The sequence below is a fragment of the uncultured Oceanisphaera sp. genome, from assembly GCF_947495715.1.
In the GTDB taxonomy this organism is placed as follows: Bacteria; Pseudomonadota; Gammaproteobacteria; order Enterobacterales; family Aeromonadaceae; genus Oceanimonas; species Oceanimonas sediminis.
On sequence record NZ_CANLZU010000011.1, the window covers coordinates 1 to 18,899 of the forward strand.

The 18,899-nt window shown below is 60.8% G+C and carries 12 protein-coding genes and 1 tRNA gene; 4 read left to right on the forward strand and 9 right to left on the reverse strand.

Annotation, left to right across the window (positions count from 1 at the left end; all coding sequences use genetic code 11):
* Window position 1 precedes the first annotated feature (1 nt).
* A tRNA-Gly gene (locus tag Q0753_RS08230) sits at window positions 2–77 on the reverse strand.
* 238 nt (window positions 78–315) lie between these two features.
* Window positions 316–861 carry an oligoribonuclease gene (gene orn / locus Q0753_RS08235; RefSeq protein WP_298719347.1) on the reverse strand — a complete coding sequence of 182 codons (546 nt, stop codon included), beginning with the start codon at window positions 859–861 and terminating at the stop codon, window positions 316–318.
* 88 nt (window positions 862–949) lie between these two features.
* On the opposite strand from orn, the gene rsgA reads away from it, so the two are divergent.
* From rsgA to Q0753_RS08255, 4 genes are all read left to right on the forward strand, one after another.
* Window positions 950–1,984: a small ribosomal subunit biogenesis GTPase RsgA gene (gene rsgA, locus Q0753_RS08240; protein WP_298719349.1), complete on the forward strand. Its 1,035-nt coding sequence runs from the start codon at window positions 950–952 to the stop codon at window positions 1,982–1,984.
* A gap of 27 nt (window positions 1,985–2,011) precedes the next feature.
* Entirely contained in the window at window positions 2,012–2,872 is an 861-nt protein-coding gene (gene asd, locus Q0753_RS08245; RefSeq protein ID WP_298719351.1) for an archaetidylserine decarboxylase, read from the forward strand.
* A gap of 64 nt (window positions 2,873–2,936) precedes the next feature.
* Window positions 2,937–6,269 carry a miniconductance mechanosensitive channel MscM gene (mscM, locus tag Q0753_RS08250; RefSeq protein ID WP_298719353.1) on the forward strand — a complete coding sequence of 1,111 codons (3,333 nt, stop codon included), beginning with the start codon at window positions 2,937–2,939 and terminating at the stop codon, window positions 6,267–6,269.
* Window positions 6,270–6,404: 135 nt separating this feature from the next.
* A complete protein-coding gene (locus tag Q0753_RS08255) occupies window positions 6,405–6,923 on the forward strand; it encodes a DUF4136 domain-containing protein (protein ID WP_298719355.1) in 519 nt (172 codons plus the stop codon).
* Window positions 6,924–7,107: 184 nt separating this feature from the next.
* On the opposite strand, the gene Q0753_RS08260 is transcribed toward Q0753_RS08255, so the two are convergent.
* The 7 genes from Q0753_RS08260 to bcsG are packed head-to-tail and all read right to left on the reverse strand — an operon-like array spanning window position 7,108 to window position 18,823.
* On the reverse strand, window positions 7,108–10,428 hold the full coding sequence (locus Q0753_RS08260) for a cellulose synthase subunit BcsC-related outer membrane protein (RefSeq protein WP_298719357.1): 3,321 nt from the start codon (window positions 10,426–10,428) through the stop codon (window positions 7,108–7,110).
* A complete protein-coding gene (gene bcsZ, locus Q0753_RS08265) occupies window positions 10,419–11,510 on the reverse strand; it encodes a cellulose synthase complex periplasmic endoglucanase BcsZ (RefSeq protein ID WP_298719359.1) in 1,092 nt (363 codons plus the stop codon). Before bcsZ ends, Q0753_RS08260 begins: the two co-directional genes overlap by 10 nt.
* A 3-nt stretch (window positions 11,511–11,513) precedes the next feature.
* Window positions 11,514–13,775 (reverse strand): cellulose biosynthesis cyclic di-GMP-binding regulatory protein BcsB, encoded by a 2,262-nt coding sequence (gene bcsB / locus Q0753_RS08270; protein ID WP_298719361.1) that lies wholly within the window; start codon window positions 13,773–13,775, stop codon window positions 11,514–11,516.
* Complete coding sequence (gene bcsA / locus Q0753_RS08275) at window positions 13,775–16,363, reverse strand: UDP-forming cellulose synthase catalytic subunit (RefSeq protein WP_298719363.1); 2,589 nt, start codon at window positions 16,361–16,363, stop codon at window positions 13,775–13,777. Before bcsA ends, bcsB begins: the two co-directional genes overlap by 1 nt.
* A complete protein-coding gene (gene bcsQ, locus Q0753_RS08280) occupies window positions 16,357–17,064 on the reverse strand; it encodes a cellulose biosynthesis protein BcsQ (protein WP_298719365.1) in 708 nt (235 codons plus the stop codon). The genes bcsA and bcsQ overlap by 7 nt, the downstream gene beginning before the upstream one ends.
* Entirely contained in the window at window positions 17,061–17,264 is a 204-nt protein-coding gene (gene bcsR / locus Q0753_RS08285; RefSeq protein WP_298719368.1) for a cellulose biosynthesis protein BcsR, read from the reverse strand. Before bcsR ends, bcsQ begins: the two co-directional genes overlap by 4 nt.
* Window positions 17,240–18,823, reverse strand: a complete 1,584-nt coding sequence (bcsG, locus tag Q0753_RS08290) for a cellulose biosynthesis protein BcsG (protein ID WP_298719370.1) — start codon at window positions 18,821–18,823, stop codon at window positions 17,240–17,242. Before bcsG ends, bcsR begins: the two co-directional genes overlap by 25 nt.
* Between the last annotated feature and the right edge of the window lie 76 nt (window positions 18,824–18,899).

Consider the following 18,899-nt stretch of genomic DNA (forward strand, 5'->3'; position numbering starts at 1 on the left):
TTGGAGCGGGAAACGAGATTCGAACTCGCGACCCCAACCTTGGCAAGGTTGTGCTCTACCAGCTGAGCTATTCCCGCAGTAATCTTTAACTCTGTGCATGGGGCCGCGTCGCGACCCTCATCAACTTCAGCAAGGTTAAGCTCTATCAGCTGAGCTATTCCCGCACTCTGGTATAACCTGTAGTAATCAGCGGCTTGCTTCACAATTGCGACTGGCTACGGGAGGCGAATTATACGAGCCGATTGATCGAATGCAAGAGTTTTTTCTTTCCTGCATTCTGTTTGGCTAAAACATCGACACAAGCACAAAAAGCACTCAGATCTTGAACACCGTTTCCCGATAGAACTGCAATTCGGCGATGGACTCGCGAATATCATCCAGTGCCTGGTGGCTACCTTTCTTGGTGAATTGCTCCAGCAATGCCGGTTGCCAGCGACGTACCAGCTCCTTGACGGTGCTGACATCCACATTGCGGTAATGGAAGAAGGCCTCCAGCACCGGCATGTGCCGCACCAGAAAACGCCGATCCTGACCGATGGAGTTGCCACACAGCGGCGACGCCTGCTCCGGTACCCATTCACGCAAGAACGCCAGCGTCTGCGCTACCGCATCGTCCTCGCTGACGGTACTGGACTGAACCCGCGCCACCAGCCCGGAGCCGGTATGAGTACGCACGTTCCACTCATCCATCTTGGCCAGTTCGGCCTCGCTTTGATGAATAGCCAACACCGGCCCTTCGGCCAGCACATTCAGCTCTTTGTCGGTGATGATGCTGGCGATTTCGATGATCTTGTGTTCATCCGGCTCCAGGCCGGTCATCTCCAGATCAATCCAGACCAGGTTTTCTGCGTTTTGGCTCATGTTATCTCTCGAAGCTCGGTGGCAATAGGGACAAGTTCTAGCGGGAAAGTGTATCATAGCCGGCAATGAAAGCAGGTTCGAGGATATCGTGACCAAGAGAAGAAAACTCAGCAAAGGCCAGTCTCGACGGGTCAGTGATAATCACAGTCGCCGCCTGAAGCGCAAGCCGGCCGACACCATCGACGACAGCCAGCTCGGCCCCCAGCAGGATGGGCTGGTGATCAGCCGCTTTGGTCAGCATGCGGATATTGAAGACAGTGAACAACAGGTTCACCGCTGTAACATGCGGCGCACCCTGTCGTCGCTGGTCACCGGCGACCGTGTGGTATGGCGCCCGGGTCTCGATACCACTCAGGGCATCAGCGGCGTGGTGGAAGCAGTACACCCCCGGCAAACCGTGCTGACGCGTCCAGACTTCTACGACGGCATCAAGCCGGTCGCCGCCAATATCAGTCAGATAGTGCTGGTGTCCTCGGTGCTGCCCGAACTGAGCTGTCACGTCATCGATCGTTACCTGGTTGCGGCCGAAGACGTCGAAATGCCGCCGATGATAGTACTGAACAAGGTCGACCTGCTCAGTGCGGAACAGCGTCAACAGGCCGAGCAGGCACTGCAGCGTTATCGCGATATCGGTTATCAGGTGTTGCTGGTCAGTTGCGATACCGGCGAAGGGCTGGAAGAGCTCAAAAATGCCTTTAAAGATCACACCAGTATCTTCGTCGGTCAGTCCGGGGTAGGTAAATCGTCGCTGGTCAATGCGGTGATGCCCGAAGTAGAGGCCGTGACCGGCGCCGTGTCCGACAACTCGGGGCTGGGCCAGCACACCACCACCACCGCTCGTCTCTATCATTTTCCGTCCGGCGGCTCGCTGATCGACTCACCCGGCATTCGCGAGTTCTCGCTGTGGCATCTGGATCCGGAGCGGGTGGCCTGGTGTTTCCGCGAGTTTCGAGACTACCTTGGTGGCTGCCGCTTTCGTGACTGCAAGCACCGCACCGATCCCGGTTGCCTGTTGCAGCAAGCGAAAGAAGAGGGACGCATTCATCCCGAGCGCTTCGAAAGCTACATTCGCATCATGGACGCCATGGCCGACAAGCCCACGCGCCATCATCCTACCGCCTGATTATCACCGTCATTTTTCGGAATCACCATGACAGACCATTTGAAAATTCTGCTGCAATACCTGCTTCCCAAGCATCTGTTGTCCCGCCTCATCGGCCGACTGGCCGCGATGGAAGGCGGCAAGCTGACCCAGTGGCTGATCCGGCGTTTCATTCGCCAGTATCGGGTGGACATGAGCGAGGCCCGGCATGAAAACCCGGCCCACTATGCCAGCTTCAACGATTTTTTTACCCGCGCGCTGAAAGAAGACGCCCGCCCGCTGGTGGCCGATGACGAGGTGCTGGCCATGCCGGTAGACGGCGCCATCAGCCAGCTCGCGCCCATCGAGCAGGGCCGTATCATTCAGGCCAAGGGCCACGATTACAGCGCCCGCGCCTTGCTGGGCGGCGACAAGACGCTGGCCGAGCCCTTCATGGGCGGCGACTTCGCCACCATCTATCTGGCACCGAAGGATTATCACCGCATTCATATGCCGGTCGACGGCGTGCTGAAAACCATGATTTACGTACCCGGCGAGCTGTTCTCGGTCAATCCGCTGACCGCTTCCCGCGTGCCGGAACTGTTTGCCCGCAACGAGCGGGTGGTGTGTATTTTCGATACTCCCGCCGGCCCCATGGCGCTGGTGCTGGTGGGCGCGACTATCGTGGCCAGCATAGAAACCGTCTGGGCCGGCACAGTGACACCGCCCGCCGGCAAGCGGATTCAGCGCTGGGATTACGATCCGGCTACCGCCCCCCGCCTGGCCAAGGGCGACGAAATGGGCCGCTTCAAACTGGGCAGTACCGTGGTCTGTCTGTTTGCGCCCGGCAAGGTTACACTGTCCGAACAACTGCTGCCCGGCACGCCCACTCGCATGGGAACCGAGTTTGGCACCCTGAATCGGGATTAACCCGAATAGCCGCGGCCCGAATTGATGGCCGCGGCCTGAACTTTCTTTTTGTCGAGAGCCAACCGTGTTTGCCCCCATCCTGTTGTTGTTAGCGTTACTGCTCCCCTCCCCGCTGTTGGCCGATCAAAGCGTGGCCGATATCGAGGCCCTGCTGTCGGAAGTGCCCGAGGGTGATAAACCCGAACTGAAAAAGCTGCGCGACGATTATAACCAGGCCCTGCAGCTGGTGCGCGAAGGCGATCGTTATCAACAGCAGGCCAAAGACCTGAAGAAATTCATGGATGACTATCCGGTCGAGCTCAAGAAGCTGGAACGAAAGCAGGCCGGGCTCAAGCCGACCGACACCAGCCATATTCCCCAACTGGATGAAGAAGCGGTGCAGCAGGAGCTGGTGGATGTGCAGGCCCGGCGGCTGGAACTGCGGCGTCAGCGGGAAGAATTGACCAATGCTCTCAACCTGCAGGAGCTGAGCAACAGCGGCCTGCACGACCTGCTCGACGATCTGCGCCAGCAACTGCGCAACACCCAGCAATCACTGGAGAAGCTGCAATTTTCCGAGACTCAGGGCCAGCAGGAAACTGCCACTCGCATCCTCGCCATGGCGCGGGAACAGAGCCTGCAACGCCGAATCCAGACGCTGGAGCTGGAGCAGCTGTCTTCCGGTAACAGAGACAGCATCAACCGGCTGAAACTGGACATACTGCAACGCCAGATACAGGATCTGGACGTCACCATAGACGCCCTGCAAAACCGCCAGAACGAATTGCGGCGCGCCACCACGGAAGCGGCCATTGCCGAAAGTGATCGCTTGCTGGATGAAGTGGAAACCGACTCCCTGCTGCTGGCCGAACAACAGGCGGCCAACCAGCGGCTGTCCGGGCTGCTGAGTGAAAAAAGCCGGGAAGTGGAATCGCTGCAGCTGGAGTATCAGGCGGTGGAGCGGGCCGCCTCCGAGCTGGCGGACATGAAGGTCAATCTCAAGGAGCAACTGGAGTGGTTGCAGGTCAGCCGTGGTTTCGGTGAAAACCTGCGTAATCGCCTGAGCGACTTGCCCGCCCCCTATTCCCTGCCCCAGCTCGAAGCCCGTATCGTACAAAGCCGGGTCGACAAATATGGCTATCAGGAGTCGCTCGATAACCTGCGCAACAACAGCTATCGCACCGAATTATTGCTGAGCGACAAGGCCAGGGGGATCACCCAGCAACAACGAATGCAGATCGACGAACTACTGGCCACCCAGCGGCGACTGCTGGAACGACTGATCAGCGCCACCGACAATCAAATTCATGAGCAGACCCGGCTGAAAGTCGCCTACAGCCGGCAGAACAGCCAGCTACAGGAGATTCGCGCCCTGACCGACGAGCGTCTGTTCTGGCTGCCGGATTTGCGCCCCATCGGCAGCCAGTTTCCGGCGGCACTGATGGAAACCCTGGGCTGGCTGCTGACCCTGTCAACCTGGACCGCCCTGCCCCAGACGCTGCTGCAGCAAAGCGGCGCCAGCCTGACCCTCTACGGTCTCAGCTCGCTGCTGGTGGTCTATCTGTGGATCCTGAGTCGTCGCAGCCTGCGCGCCTATCTGGACAAAATCAGCCCGCATATCGGCAACGTGACTCAGGACAGATACGACTACACCTTTAATACCCTGCTGCTCAGCCTGCTGACCGCCATGCCGATACCGGCCCTGCTGTCGCTGCTCGGCAATGCCATCGACTCGCCCTGGGCGCCGCAGGTGGTAATCGCCCTGGCGGATGCCCTGCATCAACTGATGCTGCCGGTGTTTATTCTGCTGTTGGTCGGCAACCTGATGATGAGCAAGGGACTGCTGGTGGTGCACTTCAACCTGCCCCACGATCGAGTGCGCCGGATCTGGCGCCAGTTTCAGACCCTGATGCTGGCTCTGCTGCCCGCCTTGCTGCTGTTTTATGTCGCCGATGAATACCGGGAATTCTCTCTGTACGACACCCTGGGCCGACTCAGCTTTGTGGTGATTTGCCTGCTGACCAGCCTGTTTTCCTGGCGATTGTACCGGGAAGATTTGCCGCTGCTGGTCTCTCCGCCCCGCCAGGAACAACTGACTCTGATGAACCATATGCTGTGGGGGCTGCTGATCATATCGCCCCTGCTGGCACTGGTTGCCACCATCATGGGCTACCTGTTCACCGCCCATACTCTGCTGCGCCAGCTGGAAGTCTCGGTGCTGATGGGCATGGGCTTTCTGATATTCTACTACCTGGTGCGCCGCTGGATGCTGATCCAACGCCGGCGGCTGGCATTTGAGCGGGCCAAGGCCCGGCGGGCCGAGATACTGGCCCAGCGCAAGGAAAAGGAAGACACCATCGAGCATACCACCAGCCCCGAGGCGGAAGCCGCCGCCGTGGCCGAAGTGGATCTGGATACCATCAGCGCCCAGTCGCTGGGGCTGCTGCGCTCGGCGCTGATGCTGGGCTACATTCTCGGCCTGATGCTGCTGTGGTCCGAGATCAACAACGCCTTCAGTTTCCTCGACAGCATAGAGGTATGGCAGGTTTCCAGCTCTCTGGCCGGAGAAGACACCCTGGTGCCGATCTCGCTCAAGGATCTGGTGATCGCCGTGCTTCTGGTGGTGCTGACCCTGATCACCGCCCGCAACCTGCCCGGCCTGATGGAGCTGAGCCTGTTACAGCATCTGAACCTGTCACCGGGCACCGGCTTTGCCATTACCACCATCTCCAAGTATCTGGTGCTGATGATCGGCGCCTTCACCACTTTCGCCATGCTCGGCATCGACTGGTCCAAGCTGCAGTGGCTAGTGGCGGCGCTGTCGGTGGGCCTGGGCTTTGGTCTGCAGGAAATCTTCGCCAACTTCGTCTCCGGCCTGATCATCCTGTTTGAAAAACCGATCCGCATCGGCGACACCGTCACCATCCGCGAGCTCACCGGCACCGTGTCCAAAATCAAGACCCGCGCCACCACCATAGTGGACTGGGACCGACGCGAGATCATAGTGCCCAACAAGGCCTTTATCACCGAGCAGTTCGTCAACTGGTCGCTGTCCGATGCCATCACCCGGGTTAAACTGCTGGTGCGGGTGCGGCTCGACGCCGATGTCGATCTGGTACAGCGCCTCACCCACGAGGCCATTCAAGAATGCGGCCGCATTCTGGATAATCCGGTACCGGAGGTATTTCTGGTGGAGCTGACCGACTCGGCACTGGTCTATGAAGTCCGGGTCTATGTGGAAGACATGAGCCACCGCATGCCCATGACGCACGAGCTGCACAACCTGCTGCTGGCCCGGCTGCGCCAGCACGACATCAAGATACCGCACCAGCAGGTCGATATTCGCCTGCTGGGCGAACAACCCATGTCGTCCGCCCAGCGCGGTACCGGTGCAAGCAAAGAGCAGCCTGAGGCATAACGGCGGCTGAACTCCCTGATGCCAGACCTGGAGGCGGCTAGCGAGGAGTTCACCACGTCCGCCCTCGGATCCGCTGTTGATTTTATGAGCAGAACAGGTGTAAATAACCCATCACTCCCGCTTGGAGTTCTGCTCATGTTTACCTTGCGCCTGTTCGTCCTGACACTGCTGCTAAGTGGCTGCGCCGCCCCCTACGACTATGCCGAAGACGTCAATTTTCGTACTTTTACCAGCGTGGCGCTGGCACCATCGAGCGATGTCAACTCGCTCGATGGTGCCCGCATCGGTGCCGCGGCCGAGGCCATGCTGCCGGCCCGCGGCCTGCGCCTGACCACGCCGGATCAGGCCTCGCTATGGCTGCATTATCGCTTGCTGCAGGAAACCAAACTGCTGACTACCATGCCAAGCATGTTTTCTCGTCACGGGAGCGTCTGGGACGATGAAGAACGGGTCTATGGCGCCGTGCGCCAGCAAAGACTGGAACTGTGGCTGACGGAGCCGCAAAACGGCAAGGTACTATGGCGCAGCAAACACCCCAAGGCCTTTCCCGCCGACAATATCAACGGCATGGCGCGCAGTCGGCGCATCGAACAGCAGGTCGCGGAGCTACTGAGCAACTATCCGCCCCGACCACGACACGCCACTGATAAATGACACTCACCGTTTCAGCCTGCTGCGAACATTCACTGGATGTTCGGTCAGACTGCAACCGTTCGTCACGGCGAGACAAGCTCACCCCCTGGGCTCGGAAATGCCCCTGGCGGTCAGATGTCATGTGCTAAACATCACATGGGTTTGTGCAGCGGGTCGGCGGAGCGCAACCGCGCTGCGGCCTCGCTTAGCGCCATTCCGAATAGGGTGTCAGCGGTGTCACCGGCATATCCAGATCGCCCAGCCAGGGTGCAAAATGATAGCGCAGGTACAAAAAGCCGTGTCCTGGGGCATAATCATCGCTCAACTGCCAGTTCAGGCCGCCCCCGACTATCCAGTGCTCATTCAGCCGGTATTCTCCCCGGGCCGCCAGGCTGATGCTCGGGCCGTCGCCGCTGTCCGAGTCGTTGGTTCGAGCCGCATTAGGCCGCAGCGGTTTGCCGCTGGCTTCAATGGCCGACCACTGCCCCGGATAAAGATCGTCGCCTTCAGAGCGGGACCAGGACCAGCCCGGTGATGCCTCAAGCACACCAGACCAATGCTCGCTACGACGGGTATAGCGCACCGGAAACCCCAGCGACACATAACGCTGGGGGCTGTAATAACCGCCCTGGCCCAGGGTGTCTTCGCTCAGATCTTTCTGGTACTGAAAATACAGCAGAGAGGCGCCTGCGCGCAGCTGTTCGTGAGGTTGCCTGATCAAGCGGTAGTAATAGCCGGTCATGGCGCTTAAACGCTGATTGCTTTCTACCCGCTCGCCATCCAGTGAGTGTGCCCCAAGACTACCCCAGACGCCGTGATCCTCTCCCTGATCGTGGCTAACACCCATAGTCAGGCCGGTAGCGGTCACCCCGCCCCAGCTCAAGCCGGTCACCGGATCCACCGCTCCGGCATAGGATACCAGTGAGTTGCTCATGGGCCGGCGCGACAGGGTCAGGCTGTAGCCCAGTCTGTTCCAGTCGCCATTGTAGTTCAGCCCACCCAGCCAGTTGCTCACTTCAAAGCCAAATGGAGAATGTCCCAGATCCCAGCTCCAGTGCTCACTCTGCCAGCCCACCGCCAAGCCGGTGCCGGCGGTATCGAGCGAGCCGAAGGTGCAGCCGCCAATCACCGTATTGCAGCCACCAAAGCGCTCATCGGCGTCGGGCGTGCCCGCATTCAGGCCCACCCGCTCGGCCTGCAGCCAGGCACGGCCGTTTACCCAGGGCCACTCGGCCCGCAGCTGGGTGGTGTTCAGGGTGAGGTCACTCACCCCTGTTGGGTTGTTATCAGTACGCCATCCCAGATCATGCTGCAGTTGCAGCGTCATATTTTGCCGGCGATAAAGGTCGGCGCTTTCACGCTTCAGGCTACGCTGCAGCCAGTCGTCTTCCGCTCTGGCCCGGCTGGCCTGGGTCAGTGCCGCGCCGTCGAGGGGAGACAGCGCATCGTGGGGAAGCTCACCTGACGCCACCAGGCCTCGCCCGTAGAGCCGCAGGGCCTGTTCTGGCATTGGTTGCAACCGGGCTGCATCGCGCAACAACAAGGGATCCGTCGGCGCCCTGGCCACCAGAACGGCCATTTGTTGCTCCGCCTGTTGCGACTCGCCAATACCGGCCAGCAGGTTAATATACCGGCGGCGCTGGTTAACGCTGGCATTATCCGGCAGCGATTGGGTCTGTAACCATTGCCGGGTCTGCTTCGGCTGTTTCAGCGCCAACCGGCTTTCCGCCACGCCCAGCCAGGCATCGATACTATCGGGGACCTCATTATAAAGCTGCTCATAGGCACTCTGTGCCTGCCGGTGTTTCCCCCGCTCCGTCAACCAGCCGGCCAGCAGCAGGCGATTTTCCACCGTGCCCGACTGCTGCAACAAGGCTCGAGCCTGCTCCTCACGGCCCTGTTCACGCAGCTGCACTGCCTCGGATCGGCGCAGACTGTCTTCAAGCCGGCTGGCAAGCACACTCATGTCCTCTGACCAGCGTTCGGGAGCAATCTGTTGAAGACTGGCAAGGGCAGCTTTGCCGTTATTGCGTGAAGCCAGAAACTGGGCATGGGCATGACGGACTTGTGGATCGTTTCCATGGTTGCGCAACAGGGGCGCAAACACCTCTGCCGCGGCTGTGTCTTGCCCTTGCTCCTGCAGCAGGGTCGCCAGACGGTAGCTCAGCCAGGGTTGCGGCGACACAGACCGCGGTGCCTTTTGCAGCAGAGCAATAGCTTTCTCTGGCATCTCCCGATAATAATCGACCAGGGCATAGAGCACTCGGGCATCACTTGGGGCCTGCTTTCGGGCTTGCAGCAAGCGGCGCTCGGCCTCGGCGTCATGACCCAAGGCAAGGGCGGCATCAGCCAGGCCCAGCAAAGGCAATGCATCGCCGGGCCTCAGGTGCCGGGCCCGTTCAAAAGCACCCTGCGCCCGCGCCGGATCTTCACTGGCCAACGCCTGTCGGCCACGCTCATACCACACCAGGCTTTGCGCATATTGATGCAAGTCCTGCCACTTCGAGATGACCCGCCCACTCTGCTCCAGTCGTACCGCCCGGGCCAGAGCGGCTTCTGCCTCTTTGTAGCGCTCTAGCTGGATCAGCGCCTGACCATGTGCACCGTGCAGTCCGGCATCTTGCGGATACTGTTTCAGTGCCCGGCGAAGCCGGGGCAGAGCCTGGTTGTAACGGCTCTGTTTCACCAGGGCGATACCCCGTTGTCCGGCCCGCCAGGCAGGATCCTTCAGCAAAGCCTGTTGTTGCTGCCACTCTCGCCGACCGCCCGTCTCGTAACTACTGCCTTCATAACGACGAAGAAAACGTTGCCACAAGGCTTCACTCTGATCCGATACCGGCAGCTCGATAAGGTAGTTGTATTCCAACTCGGCGGCCCGGCTAAGCGCCGACGGGTTACTGGCCAGTTCCCCCAGCAGCGCCAGCGCTCGCTGTGGCTGGTTTTCCGACAGCCAGAGCCGGGCCAGCAGCAAACGCAGATCGGGGCTGCCCGGGTAACGCTCATCCAGTTGCTGTAGCCGCTCTAGGGCTAGGGCGCGCTGGCCATCCACTCGGGCCTGGGTGCGCCAGTGCTCTAGCCCCAGGTTCAGGCCGGGCGGCGTATCTCCCCACAACCGCAGGTATAGGACCATGGCCTTCTCGGGCTGGCCACTGGCTGCCAGCAACTGCGCCTGCTGCCGTAGCGCCCGGCCTTCGTCCTGGTGGGCTTTGACCATGGCCCGGGCCTGTCGCAGCAACTGCGGATCTCCCCCTGTCTGTATCAGGTTCTGCAGGCTGGCCCTGGCCTGCTCCATATCATTCTGACTCAGGCTGAACTCAATCTCTGCCAGCAGTACCTCCGCGTCCCGGGGGGCCAGTAACGCCAGCCGCCTCAGGGCGTTTTCAACCATGTCATCCCGGTACAGCGCCTGCCCCGCACGCATCTGTTCCAGCAACAGGACGCGCTGTTCGGCGGTACTGCCCGGCTCGGCCAAGGCGGCCGGAACAGCCATTAACAGGCAGACACTGGATAAAATACCTATTCGCATGAATCCTCCCATGGCACGAGTAATCGGCCTTTTTTATCGAAACGATAACGTTGCTCCTCCCAGCCAAGCCCAAACAACAGCAGGGAGCGATCATAGTAGGCTTCGGGCGCGGGAGGGCGGGTACGCAGCCGCTCCCGCTGACGCGCCTGTTCCGCCTCGAATCCGGGAATAGCCGCCAGCATGGGCAGCAGAGCGGCAGAGAACCCCGCCGGACCGACCCCCTCGGTGTGTCCGGTCACCGCATTGACCCGCTCCGGCGGCACGCCGGCTTGCCGGGTCATCGCCAGCATGGGGGTGTAGTGCGCCAGCAGCTCATCCCGCCCCGGTGTGTCCGGCGCCGACAGCCCCAGCCACAAATACACGCGAATCGCATCATAACTGCCGATCTCCCCCAAGCCGGACTGTCCGTCGACAGACCACATGACCCAGTCTGGTGCCAGCCCGGCCGGTGCCGTATTCAGCAACAGCCGTCGGGTACTGATGGCCAGGTCTTGCCACACCGCCGCCTCGCCACCAAAGCGAGCCAGCAACGGCAAGGGCAGGTAACTGGGGTTAAGCATCCAGCCCCGGGGTTTGTCAAAACCCGTGTTACCGGGCAACAGTCCCAGCCCCAGCCCGGGCATCATGCGCAGGCTCTGGGCCGCCGAGCGCCACAACAGTTCTCGCCCCAGGCGCCTGTACTCGGGCTGCTGCCAAAGCCGGCCCGCTTCCAGCAGGCTGTAGGCTATCCACAAATCCGAGTCGGCGGCATTGTTGCCATCCAGTATGCGCCAATCGCCATCTTCTCCCTGCCCCCATTGCCAGGCCGGCAGCCGGGTACTCAGATCACCGCCGGCAAGGTTATTTTGAGTCCAGCGCAACACGCGTTCAAAGGCGGCTTTGTCGTTGGCCACCAGAGCAAAGAACAGGGCATAGCTCTGCCCTTCCGAGGTGGTGATGGCCTGCGGCGACGAGTAATCAATAATGCGACCGTCTTTGCTCATCATGGCTGCCTTGTATTGCTGCCACAGCGGCCAGTCACAGTCCGGCCAGGCCGGCAGGGGCAACAGCAACCACAACAGCACCATCAGGGGCGCTTTCATGGCTCAGTCCTCGTTGCCCGGATTACGCCGGTGGGCCAGCCAGCGCAGGCTGCGCCACAACAACACCGCCAGCAGCAAGGCACTCAGCGCCGACAACAGCGCCAGCCATACCGGGTGGGGTGCCAGCAGGTACCATAGCTTCAGCCACCAGGGCAAGTAGCCAACAAAGTACTGCTCCCCCACCAGCTGGCTGCTGACCCCGCTGTCCCGGAACAGGGCTATAGAGCCAAACACATTGCTCATGCTGCCCTCATCGTGAAGAGCCTGCCGCAATAACGCGTAGTCCTGGTCGTTATTACCCAGCAATGCCACCAGGCTGCGTCCGGAGACATAGGGTGACTCCATGCCGATCAACGCCGCCAGTGGCCCTGTCGCCGATACCGCCACCCGGGATCCGGCGGAAAAGCTATCCTGGCTCAGCCGTTGTGGTGCACTGGCCTGTACCGGTGCAGCATTGGCGGCTTGCAGCAACCAGTTCGAAGCCGGCTCAAGATGGGCACCCGCCGCCTGTTCCAGGCCAGCCGGCAACCGGCCTAATACCAGCAAATCCATATCGCGCTCGCCGGCCTGTTCCGGGTCATGGGTCACCTGCAGCGCCATGGCCGGATAGCCGGTCTGGGCCGAAATCCGGGCCAGAGTGTCCAGCATCAGCCCGGTCAGCTGGGAAGAAGGTGTTGCGGGCATCAGTACCATGGTTTCTGACAGATCCGCCATACGGCTGAATGGAAAGCCGCTGTGTACAAAGGCCGTCAGATCCGGCATGGCCTTGAAGTGATAAAAGCCGGAGAAGTCGATGCTCGAGTCCTCGTCGATCACCGCCTGACTGTCTACCGCCAGGGTGGTCTGGCACTGCCCGGGCTGGGCACTGCCAAAGGTGGTGGCAAAGCTGAAATCGTAACGAAGGGTATTGCGGGCGCCGATCTTTATCGACGGCACCATCAGCCGGTCATGGGCATTGGCGGTTTCATTGGAGGTCATCGCCAGGCGCAGCTTTTCCAACTGCCCGGCCTCCCCGCCGGCAAGCGGCAGGCTGCCGATAAACTCGCCATTGATACTGATATTGAGCCGGGAGTCATCCTTCGCCGAGGGCGTGGTATAACGGTAACGGGTTTGCAGCGGAATACCCTCGTTTCGCCAGACGAACAGATCCGGTGGCAGGCGAACCGCCAGCTCGATGGGGTCAGGAATCAGTCCGCTGGCCTGAAGCTGGCCCGGGTATTCCACCAGCTCGGCAAAGCGTACCGGCCTGTCGGTAGGCGTCCAGTTGGGTGCATCATAGGGTTTGCGCGGCGCCAGGGGCTGTACCTCGTCGATCACGACCCGTTCCCCCCGCAACAGTTTGCCACCCAGCGCCAGGGCCCGCACCGCCCGGGCAAGGTGCTCGCTGTTCTCCCCCTGTACCAGCAGCAATTTGGTATAGGGGTCGTCCGGGTGGCCCATCAGCCGTACTTCGGCTCCCTCGACCGGTGGAAAGCGGCCGTTATCACGCATAAAGGCGGGCCTGTGTTCATTGGTGGCCAGCACCAGAATGCGGCCAGGTGGCTGCCGCCGTACCACAGGTGGCAGGCTGTCGTAACTCACGTCAAACCCGGCACCGCGCCAGCCCGCCAGGCTGCCGAAATAGGAAGCCAGCACTCCCGCCGCCTGCAGCTCGGCGGGTCCGGGATCCTTTGCCAGCACCATATCAAGCCGCAATGGCTGATTATCATGACGATCAAAAAAAGGTAACGGGAAATGGGACAAATCATTGCTCAGCGCCAAAGCCTGCTCGGTCAGCTCCACCCGGCTGTTCTGGGCCAGGTTGAGCCAGAGGGAGCTGTGGGCGGGGTCTTCGCAAATGTCCTTGTAATGACCCACGAACTCGATGCGCAGCTGGTTGAAATCGGTGATCAGACGCGGATCCAGCCGAACACTTTTCTCGACCAGCCGGCCCGGCTCGCCTCGCTTGATCACCAGGGTATCCATCAATACTTCATTCAGATAGACCCGCAAATGTGACAACTCCGGCAGCAGGACCGGTGACGGCGTGTAGGACAGTTTCAATGCTGCCTCACTGGCCAGCCGATCCCGCCGCAGGGCAAAGGTGATTTGCTGAGTGTTTTTCACCCCTCTCAGCAGCATGTCCCTGTTTTGGGTCAGCTGACCAAAACTGTGACTCTCCGTCCAGGTGGGCAAACGGCCATTACCAGACGGTATTTGGGCAAGGGCGGCTGTCGCCCACAGCATAACAAGGCTGGCAATCAGCAGGCTCGACAATCGGCTCATCAGGTGGTCCACTCCCGTTTTTCTGAATCGACACTAGCCTGGGGCCAGCGCGGCAAAAAGGTGCCCAACCAGTGCAACAACGCCTGCAAGGGCTCACACAGCAAACGCAGCCAGCGGGGCATAAACTGCCACAGTCGGACATAGCCACGGATGCCAATGGCAAACACCTCCAGCAGGCTCTGCAAGGGTCGCTCCCGCCCTCGCGGCTCCAGCCAGTTCATCCAGGCATCGGCCCGGGCAAAGGTGCACTGCACAAAATCAATGCGTTGCTCCCGGCTGAGCCTGGCAAGATGAATGACCAGAACATTGTCATGGGAACGGCAGACCACACCTGGAAAGACATGCTCCCGCTCGCCACGCCGCAGCAACAGGGACACTTCGCAGCCCATCGCCAGCGACGCGACACCGGGCACCCGAATGGCGACCCCGTCATCGGAATAGTCCAGTAGCACACCGGAATAAAGGTGCCCGCCGGGCAGTCGCAGGGTAGCCGGCAAACGAGTACTGACTCTGGGACTGTGCCGCACCTGACGGGCCTCGGCAGCGATAGCCACGGCGGCCCCGATGATCAGCAGGTTGTACAGCACCCACAGACTGGTCACCACCACCGTGCCCTGCTCGGCGGCGGGACCATGAATAAAGCGCCATACCCCCACTCCCAGGCCGGCCAGGTTAAGCAATGCCAGCACCAGATAAGGCCGGGCTATGCGCCAGTCGAACTGGGTCTGCTCCACCAGTCCACCCTTGGCGGTGACGTTGAACTTGCCCCTGGACGGTGCCAGCAGCGCCACCATGGTGGGACGGGCGATATACCAGGCCAGTACGGTTTCATAAACTTCACCCCAGAAGGTTTTGCGGTAGCGACCCTGCATGCGCGCCGCGGTCAGACTGGAATGCATCATGTGCGGCAGCACATAGAGAAGCAGCAGGGTGGCCGGCGCATAGATGATGTAGGCATGCAGCAGCAAAAAGGCCAGCGGCGCCAGCAAAAATACCAGCCGGGGCACTCCGGCCAGAAAGTGCAGCATGGCGTTGGCATAGCACAGCCGCTGAAACAGGGTCAGGCCCTTGCCCAGCAGAGGGTTGTCGATACGAAATATTTGTGCCATGCCCCGGGCCCAGCGAATACGCTGGCCCACATGGGCCGACAGACTTTCTGTGGCCAGCCCCGCCGCCTGGGGAATGCGCATATAGGCCGAGTTCCAGCCCCGGCGGTGCAGACGCAGGGCGGTATGGGCATCTTCGGTTACCGTGTCCACGGCTATGCCGCCCACTTCTTCCAGGGCGCTGCGCCGCAGCAGGGCGCAGGAGCCACAAAAGAAGGTGGCGTTCCACATGTCGTTGCCATCCTGCACCAGGCCATAGAACAGCTCCCCTTCGTTGGGCGTGCGCCGGAACAGCCCCAGGTTGCGCTCTACCGGATCCGGCGAAAAAAAGTGGTGGGGAGTTTGCACCAGTGCCAGCCTGGGATCCTGCAGAAAACCGCCGGCAGTAAGCTGTAAAAAGGAGCGCACCGGTACATGATCGCAGTCAAAAATCGCCACCAGTTCACCACTGGTCTGCTTCAGGGCATGGTTGAGGTTGCCGGCCTTGGCGTGATGGTGCTCGATACGGGCAATGTAACCGACCCCCGCCTCGTCGGCGAAACGGCGAAACTCCATGCGTCCGCCATCATCCAGTATGTAGATATTCAGTTTGTCCGCCGGCCAGTCGATGCCCAGGGCCGCATATACGGTGGTGCGCACCACCGACAGGGGTTCGTCATAGGTAGGAATCATCAGATCCACCGACGGCCACAACCGGGTATCTTGGGGCAATGGCACCGGCTGTCGTTTAAGCGGCCAACAGGTTTGTACATAGCCCAACAGCAGGATCAGCCAGGAGTAGGTTTCCGCAGCCAGCAAAATCAGCCCCAGGGTCAGATCCAGGCTGTCGTTCCAGTTAAGGGTCGAGCTGTAACGCCACCACAGGTAGCGGCAGGAGATCAACACCGATAACGCTATCATCAGCAGTATGGGAAAACGCCCGGAAAGACGACGTACCACCATGGCCAGCGACCACAGCAGCAGAACAAAAAACAGCTGTGCTGTGTAATCAAAAGGCTGGGTAACCCCCAGCAGGGCCAGTAACAAGGCCAGTACCAGTATCAGCCAGATGGTCAGGCGGCGCTTGCTTCGGCCTCGCTGGCGCCACCAGGTTCTGCCTCTCACCGCCCGAGGTACTGTTACCCTGTCTACCAGGGGGCGAAAAAGCCGGCGGTGCAACCAGCTCTGGAGTTGCTCCTGCTGCAGCCGAAGCCAGGCCAGGCTCTCAAGCAGCCACGCCTTAACACCGGTGCGACGTTCGGGCCTGGGCCTGAACAGCAGCAGCCAGCACCCCTGAATGAGGTAACGCAGTGGATCTCCCGGTCGTGGCGGCTGGCATTCAAGATGCGACACCCCCCGTGCTTTCAGCAGTCGGTGCCAGTTCGCCTGCTCCAGAGGCAATATCAACCAGGCCATCAACTGCCAGCCGGTCAGCCACAAGGCGGTGACCCGGCCGGCCCCGCGCCGGCGCAGTGCGGCATAGGCAAACGCCGGACTCAGCATGCCGCCTCCCGTTTGCCCATACACCACACCGCCAGACTGTGAATGCGTTCGGCGGTTTCACTCTGGGGGGCATAGACCCCCAGGGGAAGCTTGTACGCCAGCGCTTCGGCCATGGCTTCGTCCTGATGCAGCACCAACGGCAGCAAACAATCGGCAAACTGCTGGCGCCACAACAGCAACAAATCCTGCTGCAGCCGGCTGACGGGATCATGGCCGTTTATCAGCAACCACTCCGGTTCGGGCTGCTGCTGCAGCAACACCTGACAGGCCACGTCGGGACGGATCAGCCGCAAATCCAGATCGGGCTCCAGGCTTTCCGCATGTCCGGGCAGGGCCTGAGGCGTATCAAACAACACCCAGTCAAAATCATCCCTGAGCCCCGACAAACGCCGGTTCCATTCACCAGGGCGGTTTCTGAACCACAGCTCGAGGCGCTCCTGCTCTTCACGGACCAGTCTTCCATAGGGCAACAGACACAGGCCAGGCTGCAATTCCAGGGCTTTTTCCCGCCAGCTTTCCCCCTGCGCCCAGCCGTCGGCATGGGTAAAAGGCAGCTCAAAATGCAGGCCCAGCATATTGCCGGGAGACAGATCCACCATCAATACCCGCTGGCCGAGCCGGTGCAGTGCCTGCGCGAGTGCCGCCAGCACCGATGTCACCCCCACTCCGCCACGAATACCACTCAGACGAAGCAGGGTCATGAACCGGCCTCCTCCTGCTGCTGTACTTCCGCTTCGGCAAAAACAAGCTCGGCCAGCAGCGGCCAGCGCTGCAACGCCTGCTCAAGGCGCTGTTGCTCGGCGATATCCCTGTGCTGCCACCGGCCGAACTGCCGGCGCAGATACAGGGTATCGTCCGCCGGCCTTACCGTTTCCTTTACCTTGTCGTGTAGGTTAACCAATCGCTGTTCTCCTTCAGCCTGATATAAGTCGCATCCTGCTCCTTCACCACCAAACTACCCGCATTTTCCGCCACCCAGGACGTGACGGGAAGCTCCTCGATCAGCCGGGAAAGCTCCACCTTTCCGCCCTCGGTCACCTGCTGACGATGCAGCCGAGCCACCAGCTCGCTCAGAGCCGAATAGCTGCTGTCCTGTGTCACATGCAATGGGCCGGCGGCATAGCTGCCCATGCCGAACAACCTGACCCCCACCGGCACATGGGTAATGGCGGGAACGGGCAGCTCGCGCATGCCCGGGATCTGCATGCGGTCACCACGCAAATTGGCCCCGTGCTCCGGCACCAGCACCACCATCACGGGCCGGCCGCTTTGCTCCAGTTGATCAAAGAGCTGCTCGATATCATTAAACAGCTGCCTGGCCCGCTCCCGGTAACTGGCCGGCTGGGTGCCACCGTCCGCCATGACCCGACGATTGCCGTCATGCAAGGAGATGGAGTTGTAATACAGTGCCCTGGCCTGTCCGCCCTGTTGCAGACGGTGCTGCCACCAGCGGCCAAGTACTTCCCCATCCCGTCGAATGGGAGCACCGTCAAAACCAATCAGGTAGCGCGACAGTCCCTGCTGCTCTACCACTGGCTGTGCCAGCCCGCCCTGACGCTGTACCTCGCCCAGAAAGTCGTCGAACTGTCCGTTGTGGTTAAGGGCCAGATCGGTGCCAAAGCCCAGATTGCGCAAATTATCCATCAACATGCACTGCTGTGGTGCCGATTCAAACAGACTGGCATGACTGCCCTGGCCGCAACCGGCACGCAACAGGCGAATGGCCGCTGGCCCACTGTAGGAGGTTGCCGCGTTGAAACGATCAAAAATCACATCCAGGCGTTCAAACAAGGGGTGGGATCTCAGCCCTACGGCGTCGAGATCATCCCAGCCAAGGGAACAAATATTGAGCAACAGCAAATCAAAGGGCGCCGGCGTGCTCGTCGAGGCCGGAAAGTCCGTCTTCAGCGCTTGCTGGGTACGATAAAAGTACTGCAGTTTTTCATCCAGCGTCTGCGCTGATGAGCCGGCCGGTATGACCGTTCCGGACGATGCCATCGGCAGAGGCGCTACCATGCCTGTAGACTGCAGCGTCAGCCAGGCCAGGCCGGCCAGAGTAAAGGTCGTAAAACGAACCCAGGTATGCAGATAAACGTAGGCAACTGCCGTAGCCAGCAAGAGGCCACATAACTGCCAGTTGACGAAACGACCTGCCAGCTCCATCAGATAGGCCCAGGTGAAATCGGTAACACCGGGCTGGGCCAACAAACGGGAGAAAGGGGGCAGCCAGCTGTCCTGGTACAACAATGCCAACGCCAGTGGCAGAACCAGCAGCAGGCGCAGACGATGGGGCCACCGCCCCGGCAGGGGAAGCAACAATAAGGCCGCCAACGCCAGGTTGGGCAGCGGTTGCAGATTCAGGTACCCCAGCCACAGCAGCAGCAGCTTGCTCAGAAAATACAGGTTCCAGTGCCCCAGGCCTCGCCATGCCGACCCGGATTCAGCCTTCACTCCGCTCATGTCCGGTCTCCCTTCCCTTCGCCCGCCGCACGCCCCTGTGCCTGAGATAACGGTTGGGCCGGCACCGCCTCAACAG

Coding starts and splice junctions, on each gene's coding strand:
- bcsQ (WP_298719365.1), bottom strand. CDS start 17,064: ATGACCCTGCTTCGTCTGAGTGGTATTCGTGGCGGAGTGGGGGTGACA.
- bcsA (WP_298719363.1), bottom strand. CDS start 16,363: ATGCTGAGTCCGGCGTTTGCCTATGCCGCACTGCGCCGGCGCGGGGCC.
- asd (WP_298719351.1), top strand. CDS start 2,012: ATGACAGACCATTTGAAAATTCTGCTGCAATACCTGCTTCCCAAGCAT.
- bcsG (WP_298719370.1), bottom strand. CDS start 18,823: ATGAGCGGAGTGAAGGCTGAATCCGGGTCGGCATGGCGAGGCCTGGGG.
- Q0753_RS08255 (WP_298719355.1), top strand. CDS start 6,405: ATGTTTACCTTGCGCCTGTTCGTCCTGACACTGCTGCTAAGTGGCTGC.
- bcsZ (WP_298719359.1), bottom strand. CDS start 11,510: ATGAAAGCGCCCCTGATGGTGCTGTTGTGGTTGCTGTTGCCCCTGCCG.
- bcsB (WP_298719361.1), bottom strand. CDS start 13,775: ATGAGCCGATTGTCGAGCCTGCTGATTGCCAGCCTTGTTATGCTGTGG.
- orn (WP_298719347.1), bottom strand. CDS start 861: ATGAGCCAAAACGCAGAAAACCTGGTCTGGATTGATCTGGAGATGACC.
- Q0753_RS08260 (WP_298719357.1), bottom strand. CDS start 10,428: ATGCGAATAGGTATTTTATCCAGTGTCTGCCTGTTAATGGCTGTTCCG.